The organism is Actinomadura terrae (genome assembly GCF_022751215.1).
In the GTDB taxonomy this organism is placed as follows: Bacteria; Actinomycetota; Actinomycetes; order Streptosporangiales; family Streptosporangiaceae; genus Spirillospora; species Spirillospora terrae.
Map to the genome: position 1 here is coordinate 272,085 of NZ_JAICDG010000005.1, position 20,823 is coordinate 292,907.

18 protein-coding genes are annotated in these 20,823 nt (G+C 70.1%); 9 read left to right on the forward strand and 9 right to left on the reverse strand.

Translation table 11 applies throughout. The annotated features are described in order from the left end of the window. Nucleotides 1-10 precede the first annotated feature (10 nt). From K2F47_RS30240 to K2F47_RS30255, 4 genes are all read left to right on the forward strand, one after another. The gene (locus tag K2F47_RS30240) at nucleotides 11-343 is read left to right on the forward strand and encodes a winged helix-turn-helix transcriptional regulator (RefSeq protein WP_242909212.1); all 333 of its coding nucleotides are present in this window, start codon (nucleotides 11-13) and stop codon (nucleotides 341-343) included. 209 nt (nucleotides 344-552) lie between these two features. Then, entirely contained in the window at nucleotides 553-1,749 is a 1,197-nt protein-coding gene (locus K2F47_RS30245) for an MFS transporter (protein ID WP_242909214.1), read from the forward strand. A 233-nt stretch (nucleotides 1,750-1,982) separates the two neighbouring features. After that, a complete protein-coding gene (locus tag K2F47_RS30250; RefSeq protein ID WP_308198487.1) occupies nucleotides 1,983-2,540 on the forward strand; it encodes an RNA polymerase sigma factor in 558 nt (185 codons plus the stop codon). Continuing rightward, a complete protein-coding gene (locus K2F47_RS30255; RefSeq protein ID WP_242909216.1) occupies nucleotides 2,530-3,234 on the forward strand; it encodes a hypothetical protein in 705 nt (234 codons plus the stop codon). Before K2F47_RS30250 ends, K2F47_RS30255 begins: the two co-directional genes overlap by 11 nt. 53 nt (nucleotides 3,235-3,287) lie before the next feature. Here the strand turns inward: K2F47_RS30255 and K2F47_RS30260 are convergent, their stop codons facing one another. Further along, nucleotides 3,288-4,622 carry an amidohydrolase gene (locus K2F47_RS30260; RefSeq protein WP_242909218.1) on the reverse strand — a complete coding sequence of 445 codons (1,335 nt, stop codon included), beginning with the start codon at nucleotides 4,620-4,622 and terminating at the stop codon, nucleotides 3,288-3,290. 356 nt (nucleotides 4,623-4,978) lie between these two features. Here K2F47_RS30260 and K2F47_RS30265 point away from each other — a divergent pair, with 356 nt between their 5' ends. Next, complete coding sequence (locus tag K2F47_RS30265; RefSeq protein ID WP_242909220.1) at nucleotides 4,979-6,553, forward strand: aldehyde dehydrogenase family protein; 1,575 nt, start codon at nucleotides 4,979-4,981, stop codon at nucleotides 6,551-6,553. Between the two features lie 95 nt (nucleotides 6,554-6,648). Here K2F47_RS30265 and K2F47_RS30270 read toward each other — a convergent pair whose 3' ends face one another. From K2F47_RS30270 to K2F47_RS30300, 7 genes are all read right to left on the reverse strand, one after another. Beyond that, entirely contained in the window at nucleotides 6,649-8,937 is a 2,289-nt protein-coding gene (locus K2F47_RS30270; RefSeq protein WP_242909222.1) for a CaiB/BaiF CoA-transferase family protein, read from the reverse strand. 3 nt (nucleotides 8,938-8,940) lie between these two features. Then, entirely contained in the window at nucleotides 8,941-9,834 is an 894-nt protein-coding gene (locus K2F47_RS30275; RefSeq protein ID WP_242909224.1) for an amidohydrolase family protein, read from the reverse strand. Between the two features lie 12 nt (nucleotides 9,835-9,846). Then, a complete protein-coding gene (locus tag K2F47_RS30280; protein WP_242909226.1) occupies nucleotides 9,847-10,638 on the reverse strand; it encodes a DUF4286 family protein in 792 nt (263 codons plus the stop codon). Continuing rightward, entirely contained in the window at nucleotides 10,635-11,438 is an 804-nt protein-coding gene (locus K2F47_RS30285) for an enoyl-CoA hydratase/isomerase family protein (protein WP_242909228.1), read from the reverse strand. The genes K2F47_RS30280 and K2F47_RS30285 overlap by 4 nt, the downstream gene beginning before the upstream one ends. Beyond that, complete coding sequence (locus K2F47_RS30290; RefSeq protein ID WP_242909229.1) at nucleotides 11,435-11,875, reverse strand: Zn-ribbon domain-containing OB-fold protein; 441 nt, start codon at nucleotides 11,873-11,875, stop codon at nucleotides 11,435-11,437. The genes K2F47_RS30285 and K2F47_RS30290 overlap by 4 nt, the downstream gene beginning before the upstream one ends. Further along, on the reverse strand, nucleotides 11,872-13,023 hold the full coding sequence (locus K2F47_RS30295) for a thiolase family protein (RefSeq protein ID WP_242909230.1): 1,152 nt from the start codon (nucleotides 13,021-13,023) through the stop codon (nucleotides 11,872-11,874). The genes K2F47_RS30290 and K2F47_RS30295 overlap by 4 nt, the downstream gene beginning before the upstream one ends. Before the next feature lie 231 nt (nucleotides 13,024-13,254). Beyond that, entirely contained in the window at nucleotides 13,255-13,938 is a 684-nt protein-coding gene (locus K2F47_RS30300) for a GntR family transcriptional regulator (RefSeq protein WP_242909231.1), read from the reverse strand. Nucleotides 13,939-14,445: 507 nt separating this feature from the next. On the opposite strand from K2F47_RS30300, the gene K2F47_RS30305 reads away from it, so the two are divergent. The 4 genes from K2F47_RS30305 (at nucleotide 14,446) to K2F47_RS30320 (ending at nucleotide 19,940) form a co-directional block, all read left to right on the forward strand. Beyond that, the gene (locus tag K2F47_RS30305; RefSeq protein WP_242909232.1) at nucleotides 14,446-15,834 is read left to right on the forward strand and encodes an ABC transporter substrate-binding protein; all 1,389 of its coding nucleotides are present in this window, start codon (nucleotides 14,446-14,448) and stop codon (nucleotides 15,832-15,834) included. A gap of 417 nt (nucleotides 15,835-16,251) precedes the next feature. Further along, nucleotides 16,252-17,259 carry an ABC transporter permease gene (locus tag K2F47_RS30310; RefSeq protein WP_242909233.1) on the forward strand — a complete coding sequence of 336 codons (1,008 nt, stop codon included), beginning with the start codon at nucleotides 16,252-16,254 and terminating at the stop codon, nucleotides 17,257-17,259. 21 nt (nucleotides 17,260-17,280) lie between these two features. Further along, nucleotides 17,281-18,156 carry an ABC transporter permease gene (locus tag K2F47_RS30315; protein WP_242909234.1) on the forward strand — a complete coding sequence of 292 codons (876 nt, stop codon included), beginning with the start codon at nucleotides 17,281-17,283 and terminating at the stop codon, nucleotides 18,154-18,156. Beyond that, on the forward strand, nucleotides 18,153-19,940 hold the full coding sequence (locus K2F47_RS30320; protein ID WP_242909235.1) for an ABC transporter ATP-binding protein: 1,788 nt from the start codon (nucleotides 18,153-18,155) through the stop codon (nucleotides 19,938-19,940). The genes K2F47_RS30315 and K2F47_RS30320 overlap by 4 nt, the downstream gene beginning before the upstream one ends. Before the next feature lie 113 nt (nucleotides 19,941-20,053). Here the strand turns inward: K2F47_RS30320 and K2F47_RS30325 are convergent, their stop codons facing one another. Next, entirely contained in the window at nucleotides 20,054-20,542 is a 489-nt protein-coding gene (locus tag K2F47_RS30325) for a GNAT family N-acetyltransferase (RefSeq protein WP_242909718.1), read from the reverse strand. Between the last annotated feature and the right edge of the window lie 281 nt (nucleotides 20,543-20,823).

A 20,823-nucleotide genomic window follows, 5' to 3' on the forward strand; every position in this document is an offset into this window, starting at 1 on the left:
GTATCGCGGTGTGGACATCACCGACACCGCGTTCTGCCCGCGCTACCACCGCGCCGTCGAGGTCATCGGCAAGCGGTGGACCGGTGCGATCGTGCGGGCCCTGCTGCTCGACGTCAACCGGTTCGCCGACCTGCGCGGGGTCGTGCCCGGGCTGAGCGACCGCATGCTGACCGAGCGGCTGAAGGAACTCCAGGACGAGGGCATCGTGGAGCGGATCGTCCATGACGAGACGCCCGTGCGGATCGAGTACCGGCTCACCCAGAAGGGCCTGGAGCTGCACGACGCGGTGTACGCGCTGAGCCGCTGGGCCGACCGCTGGGTCCCCCTCGAAGCGACCACCTGACCCACCCCGTCCCGGCGCACGCCGGACATCAACCTCATACCGACGTCCCCCTCGGCGAGCCGGACCGGCCCGCCGCCGGACACCCCTTTCCCTGTTCGCCGGGCCTCCGCCCGCTCGCGACGCGATGCGTGCTGCCCGGACTCCCCCTGGAGGTCACCGTGTCCTTGCCCGACTCGCCACCGCGGGAAGCGGATCGGACGACAACGCGGATGTGGCTCGGCGTGCTCACCGTCGCGCTGGGCATCTTCTCGATGATCACCGCGGAGCAGCTCCCGGTCGGGCTGCTCCCGTCCATGTCCGAGCAGCTCGACGTCGCGGAGGGGACGGCGGGCCTCACGGTCACGGTGCCCGGCGTCGTCGCGGCGGTCTCCTCGATCGGGCTGCCGCTCGCGGTGGGCAGGCTCGACCGGCGCGTGCTGCTGGCCGTGCTGCTCGCGGTGATGGCCGTGGCGAGCACCGTCTCGGCGCTGGCCCCGAACTTCACCGTGCTCCTCGCGTCCCGGCTGCTGGTCGGCGTCACCATCGGCGGGTTCTGGGCGATCGCCGGAAGCCTCGCGATGCGGCTCGTGCCCGCCGCGTCCGTCCCCCGGGCGCTGGTGCTGATCTTCGGCGGGGTGGGCGCGGCGGCGGTGCTCGGCGTGCCGGTCGGGACGATGATCGGCGATCTCGTGGGGTGGCGCGGCGCGTTCTGGTCGCTCACCGGCCTGAGCGTCGCCGTCCTGATCGCCGCGCTCGTCCTCCTGCCGCCGCTGCCGGCGGCGGAGCCGGTGCGCCTGCGGGCGCTGCGCGCGCAGTTGGGCAACCCGGTCCTGATGGCCGGGATCGCCGCGACCGCCCTGCTGATCGCTGGCCACTACGGCGCGTATGTCTTCGTCAGCCCGGCACTGCGGGACGTCTCCGGCGTCGGCGCCGCCGCCGTCGGGCCGCTGCTGCTCGGCTACGGAATCCTGGGCATGATCGGCAACGCGGCCGCCGGAGGCCGTGCGTCCCGGGCCCCGGGACGCACGCTGGCCTCCATCGTCATCGTGCTCGGCGCCGCGCTCGTCCTGTTCCCGCTGCTCGGCACGACGCCCTGGACCGGCGCCGCGCTGCTGCTCGTCTGGGGCCTGGCCTACGGCGCGGCGCCCGTCGCGCTCCAGACCTGGATCCTCGGCGCGGCACCGGACAAGGCGGAGGCGGCGACCGCGATCTACTGCTTCGTGTTCAACCTCGCCATCGCGCTCGGCGCGCTCGCCAGCGGCCTGGTGGTGGACGCCACCGGCGTCCGGAGCGTGTTCTGGATCGCCGCCGTGGTCGTGCTTCTCGTCCTGCTGGCCGTGCGCTGGGCCCCGACGTCCGACCGGCCGACCGCCTCGCGGGCCCCCGCCATGGAGACACCGGCCCAGGAGCGGACGACGCAGCGATAGCCGCCCGCCGCGATGCTCCCCGCCCTGTGCTCACAGGGCGGGGAATGCGCCGTGAGCGTGAAGTAGGCGGGGGCGGGGTGGCAATACACAGGTGACAGGAATCCGCACCCGTTCGAAGGGCCGGAGATGACCACGATAATGCCGCCGTATCGCCTGTGGCGGCGGCGATGACGTCCGAGCCGGTGATGGTGGCCGGGCAAAGGCCGCGTGAGGGCGACGAGAGAATCGTCGCGGTGTCGCTCACGGAGCCGGAGGCATTCGGCGAGCTGTTCGACCGGTACTACGACGCGCTGCGGCGGTACGTCGCGCGCCGACTCGGCCCGGAGGCCGCCGACGATGTCGCCGGTGAGACGTTCCTGGTCGCGTTCCGGGAACGCGGTCGGTACGACCCCGAGCGAGGCGGGGTCCGGCCGTGGCTTTTCGGAATCGCGACCCACCTGATATCGCGGCACCGAAGGCTGGAGGCCTCCCGCTACAAGACGCTCGCCCGGACGCCGGTGGAGGCCGAGGACGACACCCTCGACAGGGTGGTCGACAGGGTGAGCGCCGAGGCGGCCCGGCCCGCGCTGGCCGGGGCGCTGGCGGCGCTGGCGCAGCGTGACCGGCACGCCCTGCTGCTGGTGGTGTGGGCCGGGCTGTCCTACCAGGAAGTGGGCGAGGCGCTCGGCGTCCCCACGGGCACGGTGGCCTCCCGCGTCAACCGCGCCAGACGCAAGGTCCGCCACGCGCTCGGCGGACGCGATCCCCTGCGTGACGACCGACTCGACGAGGAAGGCGATCGTGATGAATGAGCTGGACGAGCTCACGCACCTGACCGAGCTGGGCCGCAGTCTGGACGAGCCCGCCGATCCCCTTGCGCGGCAGCGTCAGCGCGTCTCGCTGATGCACGCGACCGAGGAGACCGCACCGGCCCGTACGGCATGGCACCAAAGGTTGGCGGGACGCCGGATCGCGTTGGCCGCCGCGGTGGGAAGTGTCGTCGCCGCCGGGACGGTGTTCACCGCCGTGGCGACCGACTCCCAGACCAATCCCGCCTACGCCGCCGAAAAGCTTCCGAACGGCACGATCAAGGTCACCATCCGGGAGTTCCGGGACGCCCCCGGGCTCGAACGGCGGCTCGCGAAACTCGGCGTGCGGGCCGTGGTGACGTATCTACCGCCGCAGAAGCGGTGCGAGCACCGGCCCGAATGGAAGAACCGGCTCATCGACGACCGGCACCCGGTGTTCGAGTTCGTCAACGTGCTCAACAAGCACCACGTACCGGTGGACTACAAGGAGGCGATCGTCCACCCCGACCGCATACCGGCCGGATACACCGTCTACATCGAAGTCGTCTACAACCGCGCGGGAGGCGACGGCATCTGGAAGGGCGAGGTCATCGGAATGACCGAGGCCCTCGCGTCGGGGCCGGTGGATCGCTGCGCCGTCATCTCCTGGCCGCCGCGCGGGTCCGCCCCCGGCGCACTCAACGGCCTGCGCCCGTAGGGACTCGCGATGCGGGGCCGCCGCCCGGAGTGCGCGGCGGCCCCGCCGGACCCTCACGCCGTGGGCGGGTACCGCACGGGCCCCTCCGAGGTGATCTTTCCGTTGGTGATGGTCATCAGGCGGGTCGCGGCCGCGATCCGCTCCGGCGGCATCGTCAGCGGGTTCTCCTTGAGGACGACGAGATCGGCGTACTTGCCGGGCGTCACGGTGCCGCGCCGCCGCTCCTCGTACGAGGCGAACGCCGCCCGGGAGGTGACCAGCTCCAGCGCCGTGCGGACGTCCAGCCGCTGGTCCGGCATCCAGCCGCCGGGCGGCGTCCCGTCGAACTCGGTGCGGGTCACCACGCGTTGCAGGCCCCACAGCGGATCGAGCACCTCGTTGGCGAAGTCACTGCCGCCGACCATCGGCATCCGCGCCCGCAGCATGTCGCGCCAGCGGTAGGCGTACCGCAGCCGCTTCTCCCCCAGCGCCTTCCCGGCGAACCGCTGGTCGGTCGTCGCGAAGCTCAGCTGAATGCTCGCGATCACGCCGTGCCGGATCATCCGCTCCAGCAGGTCGTCCTCGGCGACCTGCACGTGCTCGACGGCCCAGCGGTCCCGGGGCGTGACTCCCGCGCTCTCGTAGGCGTTCAGCGTCACCCTCAGCCCGCGGTCGCCGATGGCGTGCGTGGTGACGTTGAAGCCCAGTTCCCGGGCGCGGGCGACGTCGCGGTCGGCGCGCTCCTGCGCCAGGAACAGGACTCCCCGGCGCGGAAAACCGTAGGGGTCGTCGGTGTAGGGACGGCTCAGCGCGGAGGTGCGGGGGCCGAGCCACCCGTCCGAGTACAGCTTCACCCCCAGCACCTTCACCCACTCGTCGCCGACCCCGGTCCGCAGCCCCATCCGGGCCGCCTCCTCCATGCAGCCCCACGCCACCCGCACGAGGAAGCGGACCTTCAGCCTGCCCTCGCGCGCGAGCTCGAACAGGGCCTCCAGCGCGCCGAGGTCCCGCAGCCCCGCCTCCACGACCGTGCTGACGCCCTGCCCGGCCACCTCCTCCTGCATGACCAGCAGGTCGTTCTTCATCTGCTCGGTCACGGGACTGCGGGTCCAGGCGTCCACCGGCGTCTCGCCGCGCGCGTGGATCTCCAGGTGCCGTTTCCCGTTGCGCCTGCGCGACTCGACCGCCTCCGCCTCGTCGTACGGCTTCCACACCGGACGGTACGCCTCCGCCTTCGCGCCGGTCAGCGCCATCTGGACGAGGTGCGTGTGCTGGTCGCGGAACCCGGGGCCGACGAAGGCGCCCCGCAGATCGATCCGGCGCGTGCGATCCCCCGCCCATTCGAGGACGTCCTCGTCGGAGCCGACGGCCACGATCCGCATCCCCTTCACGGCCACCGCCTGGGCCATGCCCTTCTCCGTCCAGACGGTTCCCGAATGCAGTATCAGGTCGGCGTGGTCCCGTGGACGACCCGCGGCCACACCTCCCACGGCGGCACCGGTCAGGGCGAGAGCCGATCGACGTGACATCGAAGACTCCATGGCGCACACTCCTCACATGTTGCGGGGCGTTCGCTCCCAATCTGACCGGGTTTCAACAACAGCGCAACCCACCGAGAGAACCGCATTTATATAAGTGCCGACAAGTTGGGGCGACGAACCATTCTTGGCCTCTCGGGTGGCCATTTTCGACCCAATATGCGACCTTATTATGAGGGACGGGTGGACGCCGGTCGGCAGCGCGTCGCTTGCCAAGACTCCGCTGGGTGACGGCCTCATCACGGCGCCGCGCCCGATCGCGCCGTCCCACCCGGGTTCATGCCCTTGGGCCCTATTCAGGCAGTCCGAAAATTGATATAATAAAGGGCGTCTCAGAAAGGATCACCATGTCATTTGCCGCGCCTTCGGCTGCCGACTTCTACGCGTCCTGGATCGACGGATCGTGGCGCGAGAGCGACGACCATTATTCCGCGATCAATCCCGCCACCGGCCGGCCGTTCGCCGATCTGGCGGCGGCCTCGACGGCCGATGTGGACGCCGCCGTCGCCAGTGCCGGGGCGGCCTTCCGCAAGACCCGCGGCGTGCGGCCCGCCACCCGCGCCGCGTGGTGCCGCTCAGCCGCCCAGGCGCTGCTCGCCTCGCACGACGAACTCGCCGAGGTGCTCTCCACCGAGCACGGCAAGCCGATCGCCGAGTCCCGCGGCGAGATCCTGTTCGCGGTGCGCGGGCTGGAGATGGCCGCGGAATCCGTGCTCGCCATGAGCGGAGAGACTCCGCAGGTGGAGGACCCGAACAAGCGGGTGATCGTGCGCCGCGAGGGTCTCGGCGTGTGGGCGATCATCACCCCGTGGAACTTCCCGGTGAACATCCCGGTCGAGTACATCGGCGCGGCCCTCGCGTCCGGCAACGCCGTGGTGTGGAAGCCGGCTCCGACCACGGCCGTCGTGGCGACGAAGTTCCGGGAGATCCTGCTCGCGGCGGACTTCCCGCAGGAACTGCTGCAACTGGTGATCACGAACGAGGTCGCGGTCGCCGAGCACCTGGTGACGCACCCGGGAATCGTCGCGGTCGGTTTCACCGGCGGCAGCGGCACCGGCCAGTCCATCGCGAAATCGGCCTGGGACAAGAAGCTCCTTCTCGAACTGGGCGGGAATTCCCCCGTCGTGGTCCTCGGCGACGCCGACCTCGAAATCGCCACGGCCGCGATCTCGAATTCGGCGTTCTGGAATGCGGGGCAGGTGTGCAGCGCCGCCGGCAAGGTACTGGTCGCGGCGTCGTGCGCGGACGAACTCACCCGGCTTCTCGCGAAGCAGGCCGAAGACACGGTTCTCGGATCGCCGCTGGATTCCGGCGTCACGATGGGACCGGTCCACCTGGAATCGGGCATCGCCCGCTACGACCGGCTGATCAAGGACGCCCGGGAGCGCGGCGCGGACGTCGTGACCGGTGGCGAGCGGGTCAAGGGCAAGGACGGCTTCTACTTCCCGCCCACCGTCGTCGCCTCCGTCGGTCATGACACCGCGCTCTTCACCGAGGAGACGTTCGGCCCGATCGCCTCGCTGTCGGTGTTCGACGACGAGGAGGAAATGGTCGCGGCCGCGAACTCCGGCGATTTCGGGCTGGTCGGCTCGTTGTTCACGAGCGACCTTTCGAAGGGCTTCCAGATCGGCGAGCGCATCGACTGCGGGCTGGTGGTGGTCAACGACACCTCCAACTACTGGGAGTACAGCCTGCCCTTCGGCGGCGCGGCCGGACGGCGTTCGGGCCGGGGCCGGCTCGGCGGCCACTGGGTCGTCGAGGAGTTCAGCCAGATCAAGACCCTGGCGATCGACGTCCGGTGACCTGATCGTTGAGCGGGCGGCGGCCGGTTCGACCGGCCGCCGCCCGCTCGGTTCGAGTTCCGCTTCCGGCCGCCCCCGGCGTCGGAAGCGGATACTCATGACGTCGCGTTTCCGGCGGTGAGGCTCGGGTCGGCGAGTACTTCCTCCTGGTGCTGGCCCAGGCCGGGCGCGGGCGCCGGGTCCGGCGGGGTGTAGCCGCGCATCGTGAGCGGGAATCCCTTGCGGCGGGACGCGCCGTCCCCGAGGAAGACCCGCCGCTCACGGAAGCGCGGTTCGCGCCCGCGTTCGGCCGCCGAGAGCACCGGCGCGTGGGCCACGCCCGCCTCGGTCAGGGCGTGGACGCACTCCGTCCGGGAACGGGCGCGGGTCCAGGCCCCGATCAGCTCGTCCACGCGGCTTTCGTGCTTCCACCACCATTCCTCGGATTTCCCTGCCAATTCTTCGGGCGCGACCAGGGCCGCCAACGCGTCCCTTTCGGCCTGGCGATGGCACGCGATCGCGACCCATTCGCCGTCGCCCGCGCAGGGGTACACGTCGTGCGGGGTGGCGCCGGGACGCCGGTTGCCGGTGGGCGCGGGAAGCGCGCCCGTCGAGGTGTGCTCGGCGATCCGGTCGGCGAGCGTCCAGCTGATGAGCTCGCGCTGCGACACGTCCAGGTGGACGCCCCGGACGTCGCGCTCCAGGCAGTACGCGACGAGCCCCGCGCCGAACAGGGACGCCACCTGGTCGGGGTAGTTGACCTCGGCGGACGACCACATCGGCCCGCCGTCCAGGTATCCCGTGACGGAGGCCAGCCCCGACAGGAGGTCGAGCGTCGACCCGTACGACCTGCGCCCGGACTCGGGCCCGTCCTGCCCCTGGCTGGACAGCGACAGGTAGACGAGCCGCGGGTTGACCGCGCGCAGCGTCTCGAAGTCGGCGCCGAGCCGCCCGGTCACGCCCACCGTGAAGTTCTCGATCACGACGTCGGCGTGGGCGGCCAACCGGTGCAGCCGCTCGCGGCCGGCCTCGGTCTTGAGGTCCAGCACCACGCCCAGCTTGCCCGCGTTGTTGGACTCGAACATGGGCGAGAGGCCGTCGGCGGCCGGGGGCCGGCCCGCCACCGGCCACTGCCGGAACGGGTCCGGGTGGCTCGCCGACTCGACCTTGATCACCGTGGCGCCGTAGTCGGCGAGGAGCCGTCCGGTGGCGGCGCCCGCCGTGATCGTCCCGAGGTCCAGGACGGTCACACCGGAGAGCGGCGCGTCCCGTCCAGGCGAGTCGGACGCACTCGGCAACGCCCAGGCCGGGGCCTCGGCCAGGTCGCCGAGCGCGGGCGGCGGGCCGGAGCGCCACGGCAGCCCCGCCGCGCGCACCGGGGGGCCGACGGACGCGATCGTCCGCCCGTCCTCGCGCGGCCCGCGGAAGAAGTCGCGCGCCTCGTACTGCCCGTCGCCGAGCAGGTCGCCCAGGTCGGCGCTGAACCCGACGGCGAGCCCGAGCGCCTGCGCGCGCTCGTAGACCGTCCGCTTGGGCAGGCGCGCCGCCCACCGCTCGATCAACCGCCACCCCTCCTCCGAATCCGGAGGGGACGGCTGCGCGGAGTCGCCGACGAGGTCGATCAGCAGATCCCACTGCACGGGCTGGAAGATCACGCCGACCCAGCCGTCGGCCGCGCGGACGATCCGCCACTGCCCCGCCGTCGCCCCCGTACGCGTCGGGGACGTGGCGGCGACGTTGGTCTCGATGTCGCTCTTCCAGTCGATATAGGCCGCGACGTCGCACATCGCGACATCGACCACGTCGCCGTGCGCGGTGTGCGCGCGGCGGCGGAGCGCGAGCATGCCGCCGAGGAAACCCGCGAAGGCGGCGGCGTGCGCCGCCTGCTCCCCGCCGAGGCTGAGCGGCGGACGGTCCGGCTCCCCGATCATCGCGGCGAGGCCGCCGTGGCACTCGGCGAGCAGGCTGTCGCCCGGATGGTCCGAGCGCGGGTCGTCCAGGCCCGCCGCCGTGATGCCCACGGCGACGAGTCCCGGCCAGGCGGCGCGGATCTGCGGCGCGGTCAGGCCGAGCGCCCGCGCCCGGGTGGGCCCGAGGTCGCTGATCAGGAGGTCGGCACGTTCCAACAGATGGTGCAGCGCCGCCCGGCCGTCCGCCGTGTCCAGGTCGACGACCATGCTGCGCTTGTCGGCGTCGAGGCTGGCGAAGGTGAGGCCGACGCCGTGCTCGTCCAGCGGCTCGCGCGTCCGCAGCGGGTCCCCGCCGGGCGGCTCGCACAGGACCACGTCGTGTCCCAGCCCGGCCAGGAGCCGCCCGCAGACCTTCGCGGCCACACCGCCGGACAGCTCGACGACCCGCAGCGCCTTGCGCGGGTCGCCGTTCCGCCTCTCGTCTGGTGGTTCCACCGGCTAGCGCGCCACTTCGGCGGCGCCCGGTCCGGTGCGCTCCCACTCCCAGCCGTCCGCGGGCCGGGGCCAGTTCAGCACCTCGGCCGCCGTCCGGCCGAGCATCCAGACCTTGTCCTCCTCGCTGAGGAAGTCGAGCGTGTACCGGACGTGGTCGAGGTTCTCCCGCCAGGTCGCGCCGCGCACCCGCGTCGTGTCCGAGGCCCACATGAGCCGCTGCGGCCCGTACGCGTCGTAGACGCGGCGCAGCGTCGGGGTCAGCGACGGGTAGGGGTAGGGCTCGGACGTGTAGTCGGGGATCGCCGAGTACTTCATGTACACGTTCGGGTACTTCACGAGCGGGAAGATGTCGTCGATGTGCGCCCAGAGGTCCTGGGTGTCGGGGTCACCGATGATCAGGCCCATATGGTCGACGATCAGCTTGAGGTCGGGGTGCCGCTCCGCGATCGCGGCGACCTTGCGGACCTCGGGTCCGTAGATCAGCAGCATGAGCGGGATGCCGAGCCGCTCCGCGGCCTCCCAGAACCACGGGAACGTGTCGACGTCGATCCACTCGCGGCCGCGGAAGTCCGGGTAGCTCATCCGGATACCGCGCATCCACGGGTTGTCGAACCAGCGCTCGATGCGCTCGCGGTCCGGGTCCCAGAGGTTGAACCGGCCCATCACGCCGAACCGGCCGGGATGCTCCGCGGCCCAGCCGAGCGCGGGTGTGTTGTCGTCGCCCGCCCAGATCGCCGGGACGATCGCCACGGCGTCGATGCCGAGCTCGTCCATCCTCGGCAGGATCTGCTTCGGCGTCGACTCCGGCTTGCCGGAGTAGCTCTCACCGATGTCCGGCCAGGGCCGCTCCGGGGTGTTGGGCAGGAACATGTGGATCTGGGTGTCGAGAATGAACACGCCTCCCCCTCCTCAAGGTTGCCGGACGGTCGCGCCCGTCGGCGCCGTCGTCCGTGGAATGACCGAGATGTGGCGGTACCAGAGCCGCCACGGCGTCGTCTTCCTCGTCCAGGACGCGGGGCCCGGCGTCCAGCGGTCCGACTCGATCAACGTGTTCAGCGTCGCGCGGACCCCCTCGTCGGAGGCGTCCGGCTGCTCGTAGACGGCGAGGAAGCGCGGGCAGCCGGGCGCCGGATGCTCCAGTTCGCGCCGCAGCGTGTACCTGGACCCGCGGCTGAACCCGCCGACCTCCACCGCCTCGGGCAGGTGGACGTTGGTGTAGAAGTCGTCGAACTCGGCCAGCTCGTCGCCGACGTCCTCGGGCGGCTCGATCCCGATGATGTAGATCGAGCCCGGGTTGCCCGTCGAGGGGCCGGTCTCGGAGACCTTCTCGTAGACGACGCGCCAGCGATGGGTGAGCAGGTCGGGCCAGAGCGGCGGGTCGTCGCTGTAGGGGGGCTTGGTGCCCCCGGGGGCGGTCGTCCCGGCGATGTACTTCTCGACCGCCTGCTCGTCCTCGACCTCGTAGGCCGCCAGGTACGACCCGCCGAAGTCGCCGCGCGGGTCGGGCAGCTGGAGGACGTATCGGTGCGCGGCACGGAAGCCCGGATACCGCGCGAGGACCTCGGGGACGTGCGTCTCGTTGTAGAACCGGTGGAAGCGCGCGAGGTCCGCAGGTTCCGAGCTGGCGAAGTCGAGGGAGATCCAGTACAGGAACTCGCTGGTGAAGGGCGGCGGCGCGGCGGCGCTCGCCGGCGACGTCATTTCTCCCCGCCCTTGCCGACGGCGCGGCGGTAGGTCGCCGCGCCGTCGGAGAGGACGTCGCTGCGGGCCTGGATCTGCGCGCGGACGTCCTCGCCGTAGCGCAGCGCCGTGCTCCAGTCGGTGATGTGCTGGGGGATCTGGTGCAGCGCCCGCTTCGACCAGTCGAGGCTGACCGGGTCGAACCGCGCGATGTCGCGGGCCAGCTCCAGGGCGGCGTCGGCGAGCTCGGCCAGCGGGACCGCCTCGTTGACGAGCCCCCACTCGGCGGCCTTCGTGCCGCTGATCCGCTTGGTCGTCAGCACCATCCAGGCCGCGCGCTTCGGCGAGAGGCGCAGCTGCGTCGACGGCCCGGCGAGCCCCGGGTACAGGCCGAACCCGAGCTCGGGCATGCCCAGCTGGGCCTCGTGCGCCGCGATCGCGAGGTCGGCGGAGTTGGCCAGCGTGACGCCGCCGCCGAGCGCGAACCCGTTGACCGCCGCGATGACGATCGCGGGATGCCGCCGGATGCGCTCCTGGACGGTGTGCCAGCTCGTCGCCCTGCCCTCGACGGTGTCGTCGGCGCCGGGGCCCTCCTCGCCCGCCTCCTTGAGGTCGACGCCGGAGCAGAACGCGGGGCCGTTGCCGGTCAGGATGATGACCCGCGCCGTCCCGTGGCAGCGGTCCAGGGCCTCCAGCAGCGCCGTCCGCGCGGCGCGGCTCATCGCGTTGCGCTTCTCCGGCCGGTTGAGGGTGATCCGGGCGACGCCGTCGCCGAGGTCCTCGTGCAGGACGAGCTGCTGCTCACTGGCTTGCGTGCTCACGCCGCATCCTCCGGGGTGTCGACGGCGAACTTCAGGATCGTCCGCTCGCTGAAGCCGGGCTCGAACACGGCCCGAACGGGCAGGTCGAATTCGAGTTCGTCCGGGGCGTCCACGAGCGTGCTGATGAGGGGCGGGCCCTCGTCCAACTTGATGTAGGCCACGAGATACGGCCTGACCTCGTCGAAGGCGCTGAGGTAGCGCTGGTGCATCCGGATCCAGGACCACAGCCGCCCCTTGCCGCTGACCGCGCGCCAGCTGGAGGAGCCGGACAGGCAGCGCGGGCACACCTCACTGTCGGGGAAGCGGTACTCCCCGCACGCGTCGCAGCACTGGAGCCGCAGCTCGTTCGCGGCGAGGCCGTCCCAGTACGGACGGTTCGCCGGGGTGATCTCCGGCAGCAGCCGGTCGTAGCTCTCGGCAATGCTCTGCGTGCTCATCGTGCGACCGCCTCGTCGTTGGTGAGGATGTGCGAGGTGACGATCGGCGACGCGCACATGTACTGCACCGTCGAACATCCGGGCACCTGCCTGGCGCCCGCCTCGCCGCGCAGCTGGCGCACCGCCTCGACGTGGTGCGCCCAGCCCTGCATGTAGCTCTCGCTGGTGTGCCCGCCCGCCGTGTTCAGCGGACGCGGGCCGTCGTGCCGGATCTTCTCCTCGTCCACCCACTGCCACGCCTCGCCCCGCGGCGCGTGGTTGAAGCCTTCGAGGGTGAACAGGATCGTCGGCGTGAAGTTGTCGTAGATCTGCAAGCAGTCGACCTCCTCCGGCGCGACGCCGGTCTGCTCGTAGAGCCGGCTCGCCACGTCCTGGCAGGCGGAGTAGAAGAAGTCCTCCGCCGTGTAATAGTTGGTGACGTGCCCCATGCCCGCCGTCCCGGCGACGCGCACCGGGGTCTTGCGCAGCGACCGGGCGCGCTCGACCGAGGTGACGATGAAGGCGACGGCGCCGTCGTTGATGAGGCAGTAGTCGAGCAGCCGCAGCGGTTCGGCGATGTACCGGGAGTTCAGGTACTCCTCGCGGGTGAACTCCTTCTGGAGGACGGCGACCGGGTTCAGCGCGGCGTGCCGCCGGTTGTTGATCGCCAGCGGGGCCAGCGCGTCGTCGCCCGCGCCGTACATGCCCCGGTAGCGCTGGTACATCAGGCCGACGTAGGCGCCCGGGGAGGTCATGCCGTACATCTCGTCGTAGGCCGTGGTCGGGCCCGCGCCCTCGCCGCCGTACTTCACCTTCGAGGACCGGCCGTTGTTGCCGTAGACGCAGGCGACCACGTCGACCATGCCGCTGGAGATCAGCGCGGCGGCCTCCTGGAGGGCGATGCCGCTCATCCGGCCCGTCCCCTCCAGGTCGTGGACGAAGCGGGGGTTCGGCAGGCCGGCCACGGTGGCGAACCGGTCGTACTGGATGCGACAGGTGAGCAGGCCGTCGATCTCGTCCTTGTCGATCCCGCAGTCCTCGATCGCCTCCCGGAGGGCGGCGGCGGCGAGGCCGTAGGCGTCCCTGGGCCGGTCGGTGGGAGCGTAGAGCGCGCGGAAGTCCGACTGTCCCACGCCTACGATCGCGATATCGGCTAGCTCATGCTGCATGCGTCTCTCCGGTCGGTTGGCCGGTGCCCGCCCGTCCGGGGCGGGCACGGCTCTCTCGGGGCACGCCGCCCTTCGGGGCATGCCGCTGTTTCGGGGTACGCCACTTGTTCCCGGGTACGCCGCCGCGTCCGCTGGGGACGCCGCCGCGCGGTCAGGTCTCGGGGGAGGCGACCGTGCGGTCAGGCCGGGCGCGCGGCGAACCGGCGCTTGCCCGGCGCCCGTCCGGCGCGGTCACGCTCCCGAGGCTCGTTCTTCTTCCAGCTTCGCGATGGCCGACAGCGCCGCCTCCTTCGCGGCGTCCACGTGGGCGCGGGCGAGCCCGGCGGCGCGGTCGGCGTTCCGGTCGGTGATGGCGGCGACGAGGTCGCGGTACTCCTGGTCGGACTTCTCCCGGCGCCCGGGGGTGCTGAGCGACAGGCGACGCAACGCGTGGATGCGAGCGTGCAGCGGCGCGAGGGTGGACTCGAGCAGGGCGTTGCGCGCCCCGGCCAGCAGCAGCTCGTCGAAGTGGTAGATCGCGGTGAGCTGATCGTCGTCGCTCTTGCCCGGTCGGGTGAGCTTGACCAGCTCCAGGACCTCGCTGTCGGTGGCGCGCTGGACGAAGAGCGAGGCGGCCTCGGACTCCAGCGCCGCGCGCACCTCGTACACCTGCCGGACGTCGTCGCTGCCGAGCACGGCCACCCGCACTCCGCGACCGCCCGAGGTCTCGACGAGGCCCAGCGTCTGGAGGTGGAGGACGGCCTCGCGGATCGAGGTCCGGCTCACGCCGGTGAGCTCCATGAGCTCGCGCTCGGTGAGCCGGCGCCCCGGCAGCAGCGCGCCTTCGAGGATGGCCTGCCGAACCCTGCGCACGACAAGCTGCGGAACCGTCTCGGCTGGACGGTCGATCCGCAGGTCCGGTCGGGTCTCTGGCATCCCATCTCCTCACACTTTGTATGACGTAATATAGTCGTACCCAAAGACAAGGTCAACCTCCCCCGCGCCCTCTGGCGCACTCCCCCGAGGCCCCGGATCACGCTCGCCTTGACCACTTGTCAGCAGCGACAATGCCATCTTCCTGGCAAACTTCGCCCGATTTTCGATGTTGACGCCGGTGGGGGTGTCTGATTTAGTACGTCATACAAAGTGCCAAGTAGCCAGACTCGGTCGGACAGGATGACCTTCTGTTCGCGCACGTTTGCGGAGCACGGCAGCCAAGGACACCGACCGATCTCGTTCCGGGCAAGAGCTCCCATCGCACCCACAGCGTCTTTCTAAGGAGGAAGGATGTTGAGTCGATTGGTCGGCAAGGGGTACAGGAGACATCCCCGGATGCTCGCGCCCATGGTCGTCACAGCCATGGCCGCCAGCCTCGCGGCCGCATGCTCTTCGGGCTCGTCGGAGGGGCAGGGGGGTGCGTCGGGGGGCACGCTCCGTGTCGGCGTGGTCGCCAGCACGATCTCCACCATCGATGCCTACTCCAACCTGAGATCGCAGGACTTCTACGTCCGCAACGCCTCGTTGTTCGAGCCGCTCGCCCACCGCACCAAGGACGGCGGCTTCCAGTGGGCGCTCGCCACGGGCATCACCCACAACAAGGACAACACCGTCTGGACGGTCAAGCTCCGTCCGAACGTCAAGTTCCACGACGGCAGCGCGTTCAGCGCGGACGACGTCATCGCGGTCTTCCAGCGAATCCTCGACAAGAAGAACACGCTCATCGAGCGCAACTACATCGACTTCATCGACCCCAAGGGCATCGAGAAGGTCGACGACCTGACCGTGAAGTTCAAGCTGTCCAAGCCGTACGGGCCGTTCGACTTCGCCGTCACCAACAGCAACATCATCTTCTACAAGAAGGGCTCCAAGCCCGAGCAGGCGATGGGGACCGGGCCGTTCAGCCTCGTCTCCTTCACCCCCGGCCGGCAGACGGTCGTCAAGCGCAACGACAACTACTGGGGCACCAAGCCGAAGCTCGACAAGGTCCAGCTCATCAGCTTCAAGACCGCTGAGGCCTCGACCAACGCGCTGATCGGCGGGCAGATCGACGCGAGCTCCAACATCCTCCAGACCTCGCTTCCGACGATCGAGAAGACGCCGGGCAAGAAGGTCATGAAGAGCGATGTGAACCTGAAGGTCAGCATCGGCATGCGCGCCGACGTCGCCCCCTTCAACGACGTGCGCGTCCGCCAGGCGATGCGGCTGATCATCAACCGCAAGCTCGCGCTCACCAACGCCTTCGACGGCCTCGGCGAGCTGGCGAACGACTACTCGGGCTTCGACAAGTGCGTCCCGGAGGTCCCCCAGCGCGACCAGGACCTCAACCAGGCGAAGAAGCTGCTCGCCGACGCGGGCAAGTCGAACCTCAGCATCGACCTGGAGACCGCCGCGAACAAGCCGGGCATGCTCCAGCTCACCCAGATCCTCGCCGAGGACGCCAAGAAGATCGGCGTCAATATCAAGGTGCAGAAGATGGAGCTGGGCGCCTACCTCGAGAAGTGGGGCAAGCGGACGTTCTACACCGGGTACGACACCCGCCCCTACCTGGAGGGCGTGCCCGAAATGATCAGCAAGGACGACACGCTCAACCACACGCACTGGCACGACCCGGAGTTCGAGTCGCTTTCCAAGAAGCTCTACGAGACCTCCGACCCGCAGCAGCAGTGCGACATCTCCAAGCAGATGAAGAAGATCGAGTACGAGCGGGGAGCGTCCATTCTCGCCGCGACCAACCCCACGGTGAGCGTGTACTCCTCGAAGGTGCACGGCCTCGTCCCGGACTACCCCTCGGGGAACCTGTACGACTTCACCAAGGTCAGCATCAACAATTGAGCAGGTAGGGCGGTGTCGCGCGAACCGGAGTTCGTCCTCCCCGGGTCCGGGTCTCCTCGGAGGCCCGGGCCCGGCGGGGAGGGCGGCTCCGTGTTCCGCAGCACGGAGTCGTGGCCAGGAGGTGTCCGCTTATGGCGTTCCGAGCCCAGCGGTACCAAGGCTACAAGCCGACCGCGCCGTCGGAGGCGATCGCAGAAGGCTTTCCCGTGAACATCGCGGATCGTTTTCCCGCGGTAATCGGAAAGGGTTTTTCTGGGAAATCCGACAATGGCTTCGGCGCCTGCCCCGGGCGCCGCTCGGACCGGACGGCCACCGGCAGCGCGGACCGCATGGTCCCCAGCGGCTCGGCCCGGACGGTCCAAAGCGGACTCCCCCTGACCCAAACGACGACCGGACACGTTGAACGGGATTGTTGCAATGGCTATTGACACGACGACCGCCATCGCGGTCAAGGCCGCCCCGCCCCGGCGCCGTTCCCGAAAGGCCACGCTCGCGTGGCAGCTCGGCATACGCCTGCTGATGGGCCTGGCGACCCTGTGGTGCATCTCCGTCATCGTCTTCGTGGCGACGCAGGCGATGCCCGGCGACGTCGCGAAGATCATTCTCGGCCCCAGCGCGACCAGCGAGCAGGTCGCCCAGATGAACCAGAACCTGGGCCTCGACGAGCCGCTGATCACCCAGTACTGGGACTGGCTGCGCAACGTCCTCACCGGGAACATGGGCGACTCGCTGGTCAGCGGCCAGCCCGTGTCCGAGCTGCTGTCCGAACGGATCTTCAACTCCGCGACGCTGACCGTGATCGCGATGGTGCTGATCCTGCCGCTGTCGCTGCTGGTCGGCCTGATCGCGGCGGTGTTCCGCGACCGGTTCGTCGACCGGTCCTACCTCGGCGCCTCGCTCGTCGTGACCGCGACCCCGGACTTCGTGCTCGGCAGCCTCGTGATCGCCCTGTTCGGCACCGTCGTGTTCAAGGTCCTCCCCCCGGTGTCGCTGATCCCCCCGGGCGACGCGCCCTGGGAGCACCCGAAGCAGCTGATCATGCCGCTCGCCGTCATGACCGTCGTCGGGGTCACCTACCTCTCGCGCCTTGTGCGCGTCTCGTTCATCGACGTCATGGAGAGCGAGTACGTGCAGCTCGCCACCATCAAGGGCCTGTCGACGCGGCGCATCCTGTTCCGGCACGCGCTGCCGAACGCGCTCGCGCCCAGCATCCCCGCGGCGAGCATCATGGCCGCCTACACGATCGCGGGCTCGGTCGTGATCGAGTACCTGTTCGCCTATCCGGGCATCGGCTCGGCGCTCGTGGACGCGGTCGCCGGCCACGACCTGCCGATGATCCAGGCGATCATCATGTTGATGGCGACCGCGTTCTTCCTCTTCAACCAGCTCGCCGACGTACTCGGAACCCTGAACAAGTCCCGCTGACAGACGAAGGAGCGTGCGGCCATGATCCGAACGCGACCCAAGGAGCAGGGGGACCAGGCTCCGCCCCGGAATCTCACCCACCGCGTCCTGACCGCCCGGCAGACCCGGCTCGGCCTGATCATGATGCTCGTCATGATCCTCTTCGCGCTCGTCGGCCCGTTCTTCGCGCCGCACTCGCCGACCGCGGTGCTCGCCAAGCCCTACGCCGACCCCGGCGACGGCCTGGTGCTCGGCGCCGACTCGCTCGGCCGCGACATCCTCTCCCGCATCCTCAGCGGCGGCGCCAACCTGACCTGGATGGCCTTCGCCGCCACCGCCATCGGCGTGGCGCTCGGCACCACGATCGGGCTGGTCGCGGCCTTCAAGGGCGGGTTCGTCGAGGCGCTGCTGATGCGGCTCGTCGACGTGATGCTGACGTTCCCGACGATCATCATGGCGATCCTGTTCATCTCCATGGTCGGGCCGAGCCGGGTGATCCTCGTGGTCCTCGTGGCGATCGGCCTCACGCCCGGGATGGCGCGCGTGATGCGCGGCGCGGCGCGTCCGGTGATGCGGCGCGAGCACGTCATGTGGGCCCGGACGATCGGACTCTCGTCCCGCCACATCCTCATGCGGGAGGTGCTGCCGAGCGTCACCTCCCCGCTCATGGTGGAGATCGGGCTCCGGCTCATGTGGTCGGTCGTCGGCCTCGCCTCGCTGAGCTTCCTCGGCTTCGGCGTCCAGCCGCCCGCCTCCGACTGGGGGCTCATGGTCAGCGAGAACAAGGACGGCCTCGCGATCCAGCCGCTCGCCGTCGTCATCCCCGCCATCTGCGTCGCCCTGTTCACGATCGGCGGCAACCTCTTCGCCGAAGGCGCCGCGCGTGTGATCGGCCGCACCGAAGGGACCCGTTCATGAAGGCGGTCGAAGTCACCGGCCTCACCGTCACGCTCGACGACGGCAGCGTGATCGCCGACAACGTGTCGTTCAGCCTGGACACCGGCCAGGTCATGGGCCTGGTCGGCGAGTCGGGCTCGGGCAAGAGCACGGTCGGGCTCGCCCTGCTCGGCTTCGCGAAGTCGGGTGCGAACATCACGGGCGGCAAGGTCGTCGTCGGCGGCGTCGACCTGCTGGCGCTCGGCCCGAACGAGCTGCGCGAGGCGCGCAAGAAGCTCATCGGCTTCGTGCCCCAGGACCCCGCGACGGCGCTCAACCCGGCGATGCGGATCGGTACCCAGCTGACCGAGGGGCTGATCGGCGGCAAGAAGGAGAACCTGCCGAGGATCCGGAAGGTCCTGGAGGACGTCGGGCTGCCGTCCGACGACGCCTTCCTGCGCCGCCACCCGCAGGAGCTCTCGGGCGGCCAGCAGCAGCGCGTCGCGATCGCCATGGCCGTGGCGAAGGGCCCGAAGCTGATCGTCTTCGACGAGCCCACGACCGGCCTGGACGTCTCCACGCAGGCGCGGGTCCTGGAGATGGTCGCCGGCCTCTGCTCGGACAACGGCATGGCCGCCGTCTTCGTCTCGCACGACCTCGCGGTCGTCGGCACCGTCGGCGACCTGGTGACCGTGATGTACGCCGGGCAGATCCTGGAGACGGGGTCGCGCGAGGAGGTCCTGCTCTCCGCCGCGCACCCCTACTCCATCGCGTTGCTCGAATCGGTGCCGTCCACCCGCCAGCGCCTGCCGCTGGTCTCCATCCCCGGCCGGGCGCCGGCGGCGGGGGCCAAGTTCGACGGCTGCGTGTTCGCGGACCGCTGCGCGTTCGTCGAGGACCGCTGTCGCGAGGCCGCGCCGCCGATGCTCACCACGCCCACGGGCAGCTCGGCCCGCTGCGTCCGCGTCGAGCACGTCCTCCAGAACCAGAAGCTCCTGGTCAAGGAGCCCCTGCACCACGTCGAGAGCAAGGAGGGCGACAAGTCCGCCGTGCTCAGCGTGCGGGACCTGAACGCCTCCTACGACCGGACGCAGGTGCTGTTCGACCTCTCCTTCGACGTCCGTCCCGGCGAATGCCTGGCGGTCGTGGGCGAGTCGGGCAGCGGCAAGACGACCATGTCCCGCTGCCTGATCGGGCTGCACGAAAGCCAGACCGGCGTTTTCGAAATGAACGGGAAGCCGCTGCCGGGACGGCTGCGCGACCGGCCCAAGGCCGTCAAACAGCAGATCCAGTACGTCTTCCAGAACCCCTACGGTTCGCTGAACCCCCGCGAGACCGTCGCGACCGCGGTGACCGTTCCGCTGAAGCATTTCTACGGAGAACGCGGAAAGGCCGCCCGCGCCAAGGCCCAGGAGGCCCTGGAGCGCGTGGAGATCCCGTGGCGGCTCGCGGACCGCTACCCGGCCGAACTGTCGGGCGGCCAGCGCCAGCGCGTGGCCATCGCCCGCGCCCTCGCCTGCAACCCCTCGCTGCTGATCTGCGACGAGGTCACCTCGGGCCTGGACGTCTCCGTCCAGGCGTCGGTCGTCGAACTGCTCCGGACCCTCCAGGACGACGGGCTGAGCATGGTCTTCATCACCCACAACCTCGCCGTCGTGCGCAGCATCGGCGACCAGGTCGTCGTCCTCAGCAAGGGCCGCGTCGTCGAGTCGGGCGCGGTCGAGGCGGTGCTCACCGACCCGCAGCACCCCTACACCCGCGGCCTCCTCGCCGACACGCTGGAGGTCGACCGCTCCGACGCCGAGACGAGCGATCTCACCGGATGAGAAAACGTCCTCCCACGGGCGCCCCCGGCCCGTGGGAGGACCCGCCAGCTCCCTAGGGCACAAAAGGAGCTGTGCGATCTCCGATCGCACAGCTCCTTTTGCCTTCCCCGCCGCTACCGCTCGGGAAGCGCGCTCCGAGCCACCAAATCAGATACGGCCGGATGCTGGAAAAGCGCCCCCGACCTACGATGCTCCAACTCCACCGTACGCAGATGATCCCAACCGGCCTTGCGGTAGAAATCATGCAGCTGATAATTGGTGCGCCACGCGTCGAGCCGCATCCACCGCGCTCCCTGCCGGGCCCCCAGATCGACCGCCCACCGAAGCAACAGCGCCCCCAGCCCCTGCCCCCCGTATTCGCGGGCGGTGGCCAACTTGCCGACATAGCGCGCAGGTTCCGCGCGCTCCTCGGGCGTCCAGAAGTCCGCGTCCCCGTTCTCGGAGACCGTGACGGTCGCGACCGCGGCCGCGCCCTCGCGGACCACGTACAACTCGCCGCGCTCGATGATCGGCGCCATCTTCTCGGCGGTGAACCCGATGGACCACTGCCTGATGCCCCGGGACAACAACCAGTCGGCCACCCCGTTCAGCAGCCCCAACACCTCGTCCAAATCATCAAGGGTGGCAGTCTCGACCCTCCTCACGCGACCAACCCGTACCCGAGATTGGAGCGCTCCATCAGCCCCGCACATGGCCCCATACCGAACGCCATCTCCCCCCACTTTGTATGACGTAATATAGTCATACGTCATCGCGGGAGCAACACCTGGACGCACACCAAGAGCCCCTGCCTTCGCAATCCCAAACATTCGGGATACCCGCGCATTCCCTGTCCGGGGAGAGTTCGAAGCACGATGTCGCGCGGACACGCGGAGATCGGGCG

Coding starts and splice junctions, on each gene's coding strand:
- K2F47_RS30320 (WP_242909235.1), top strand. CDS start 18,153: ATGAAGGCGGTCGAAGTCACCGGCCTCACCGTCACGCTCGACGACGGC.
- K2F47_RS30310 (WP_242909233.1), top strand. CDS start 16,252: ATGGCTATTGACACGACGACCGCCATCGCGGTCAAGGCCGCCCCGCCC.
- K2F47_RS30245 (WP_242909214.1), top strand. CDS start 553: ATGTGGCTCGGCGTGCTCACCGTCGCGCTGGGCATCTTCTCGATGATC.
- K2F47_RS30280 (WP_242909226.1), bottom strand. CDS start 10,638: ATGACGTCGCCGGCGAGCGCCGCCGCGCCGCCGCCCTTCACCAGCGAG.
- K2F47_RS30315 (WP_242909234.1), top strand. CDS start 17,281: ATGATCCGAACGCGACCCAAGGAGCAGGGGGACCAGGCTCCGCCCCGG.
- K2F47_RS30290 (WP_242909229.1), bottom strand. CDS start 11,875: ATGAGCACGCAGAGCATTGCCGAGAGCTACGACCGGCTGCTGCCGGAG.
- K2F47_RS30260 (WP_242909218.1), bottom strand. CDS start 4,622: ATGGCCCAGGCGGTGGCCGTGAAGGGGATGCGGATCGTGGCCGTCGGC.
- K2F47_RS30295 (WP_242909230.1), bottom strand. CDS start 13,023: ATGCAGCATGAGCTAGCCGATATCGCGATCGTAGGCGTGGGACAGTCG.
- K2F47_RS30300 (WP_242909231.1), bottom strand. CDS start 13,938: ATGCCAGAGACCCGACCGGACCTGCGGATCGACCGTCCAGCCGAGACG.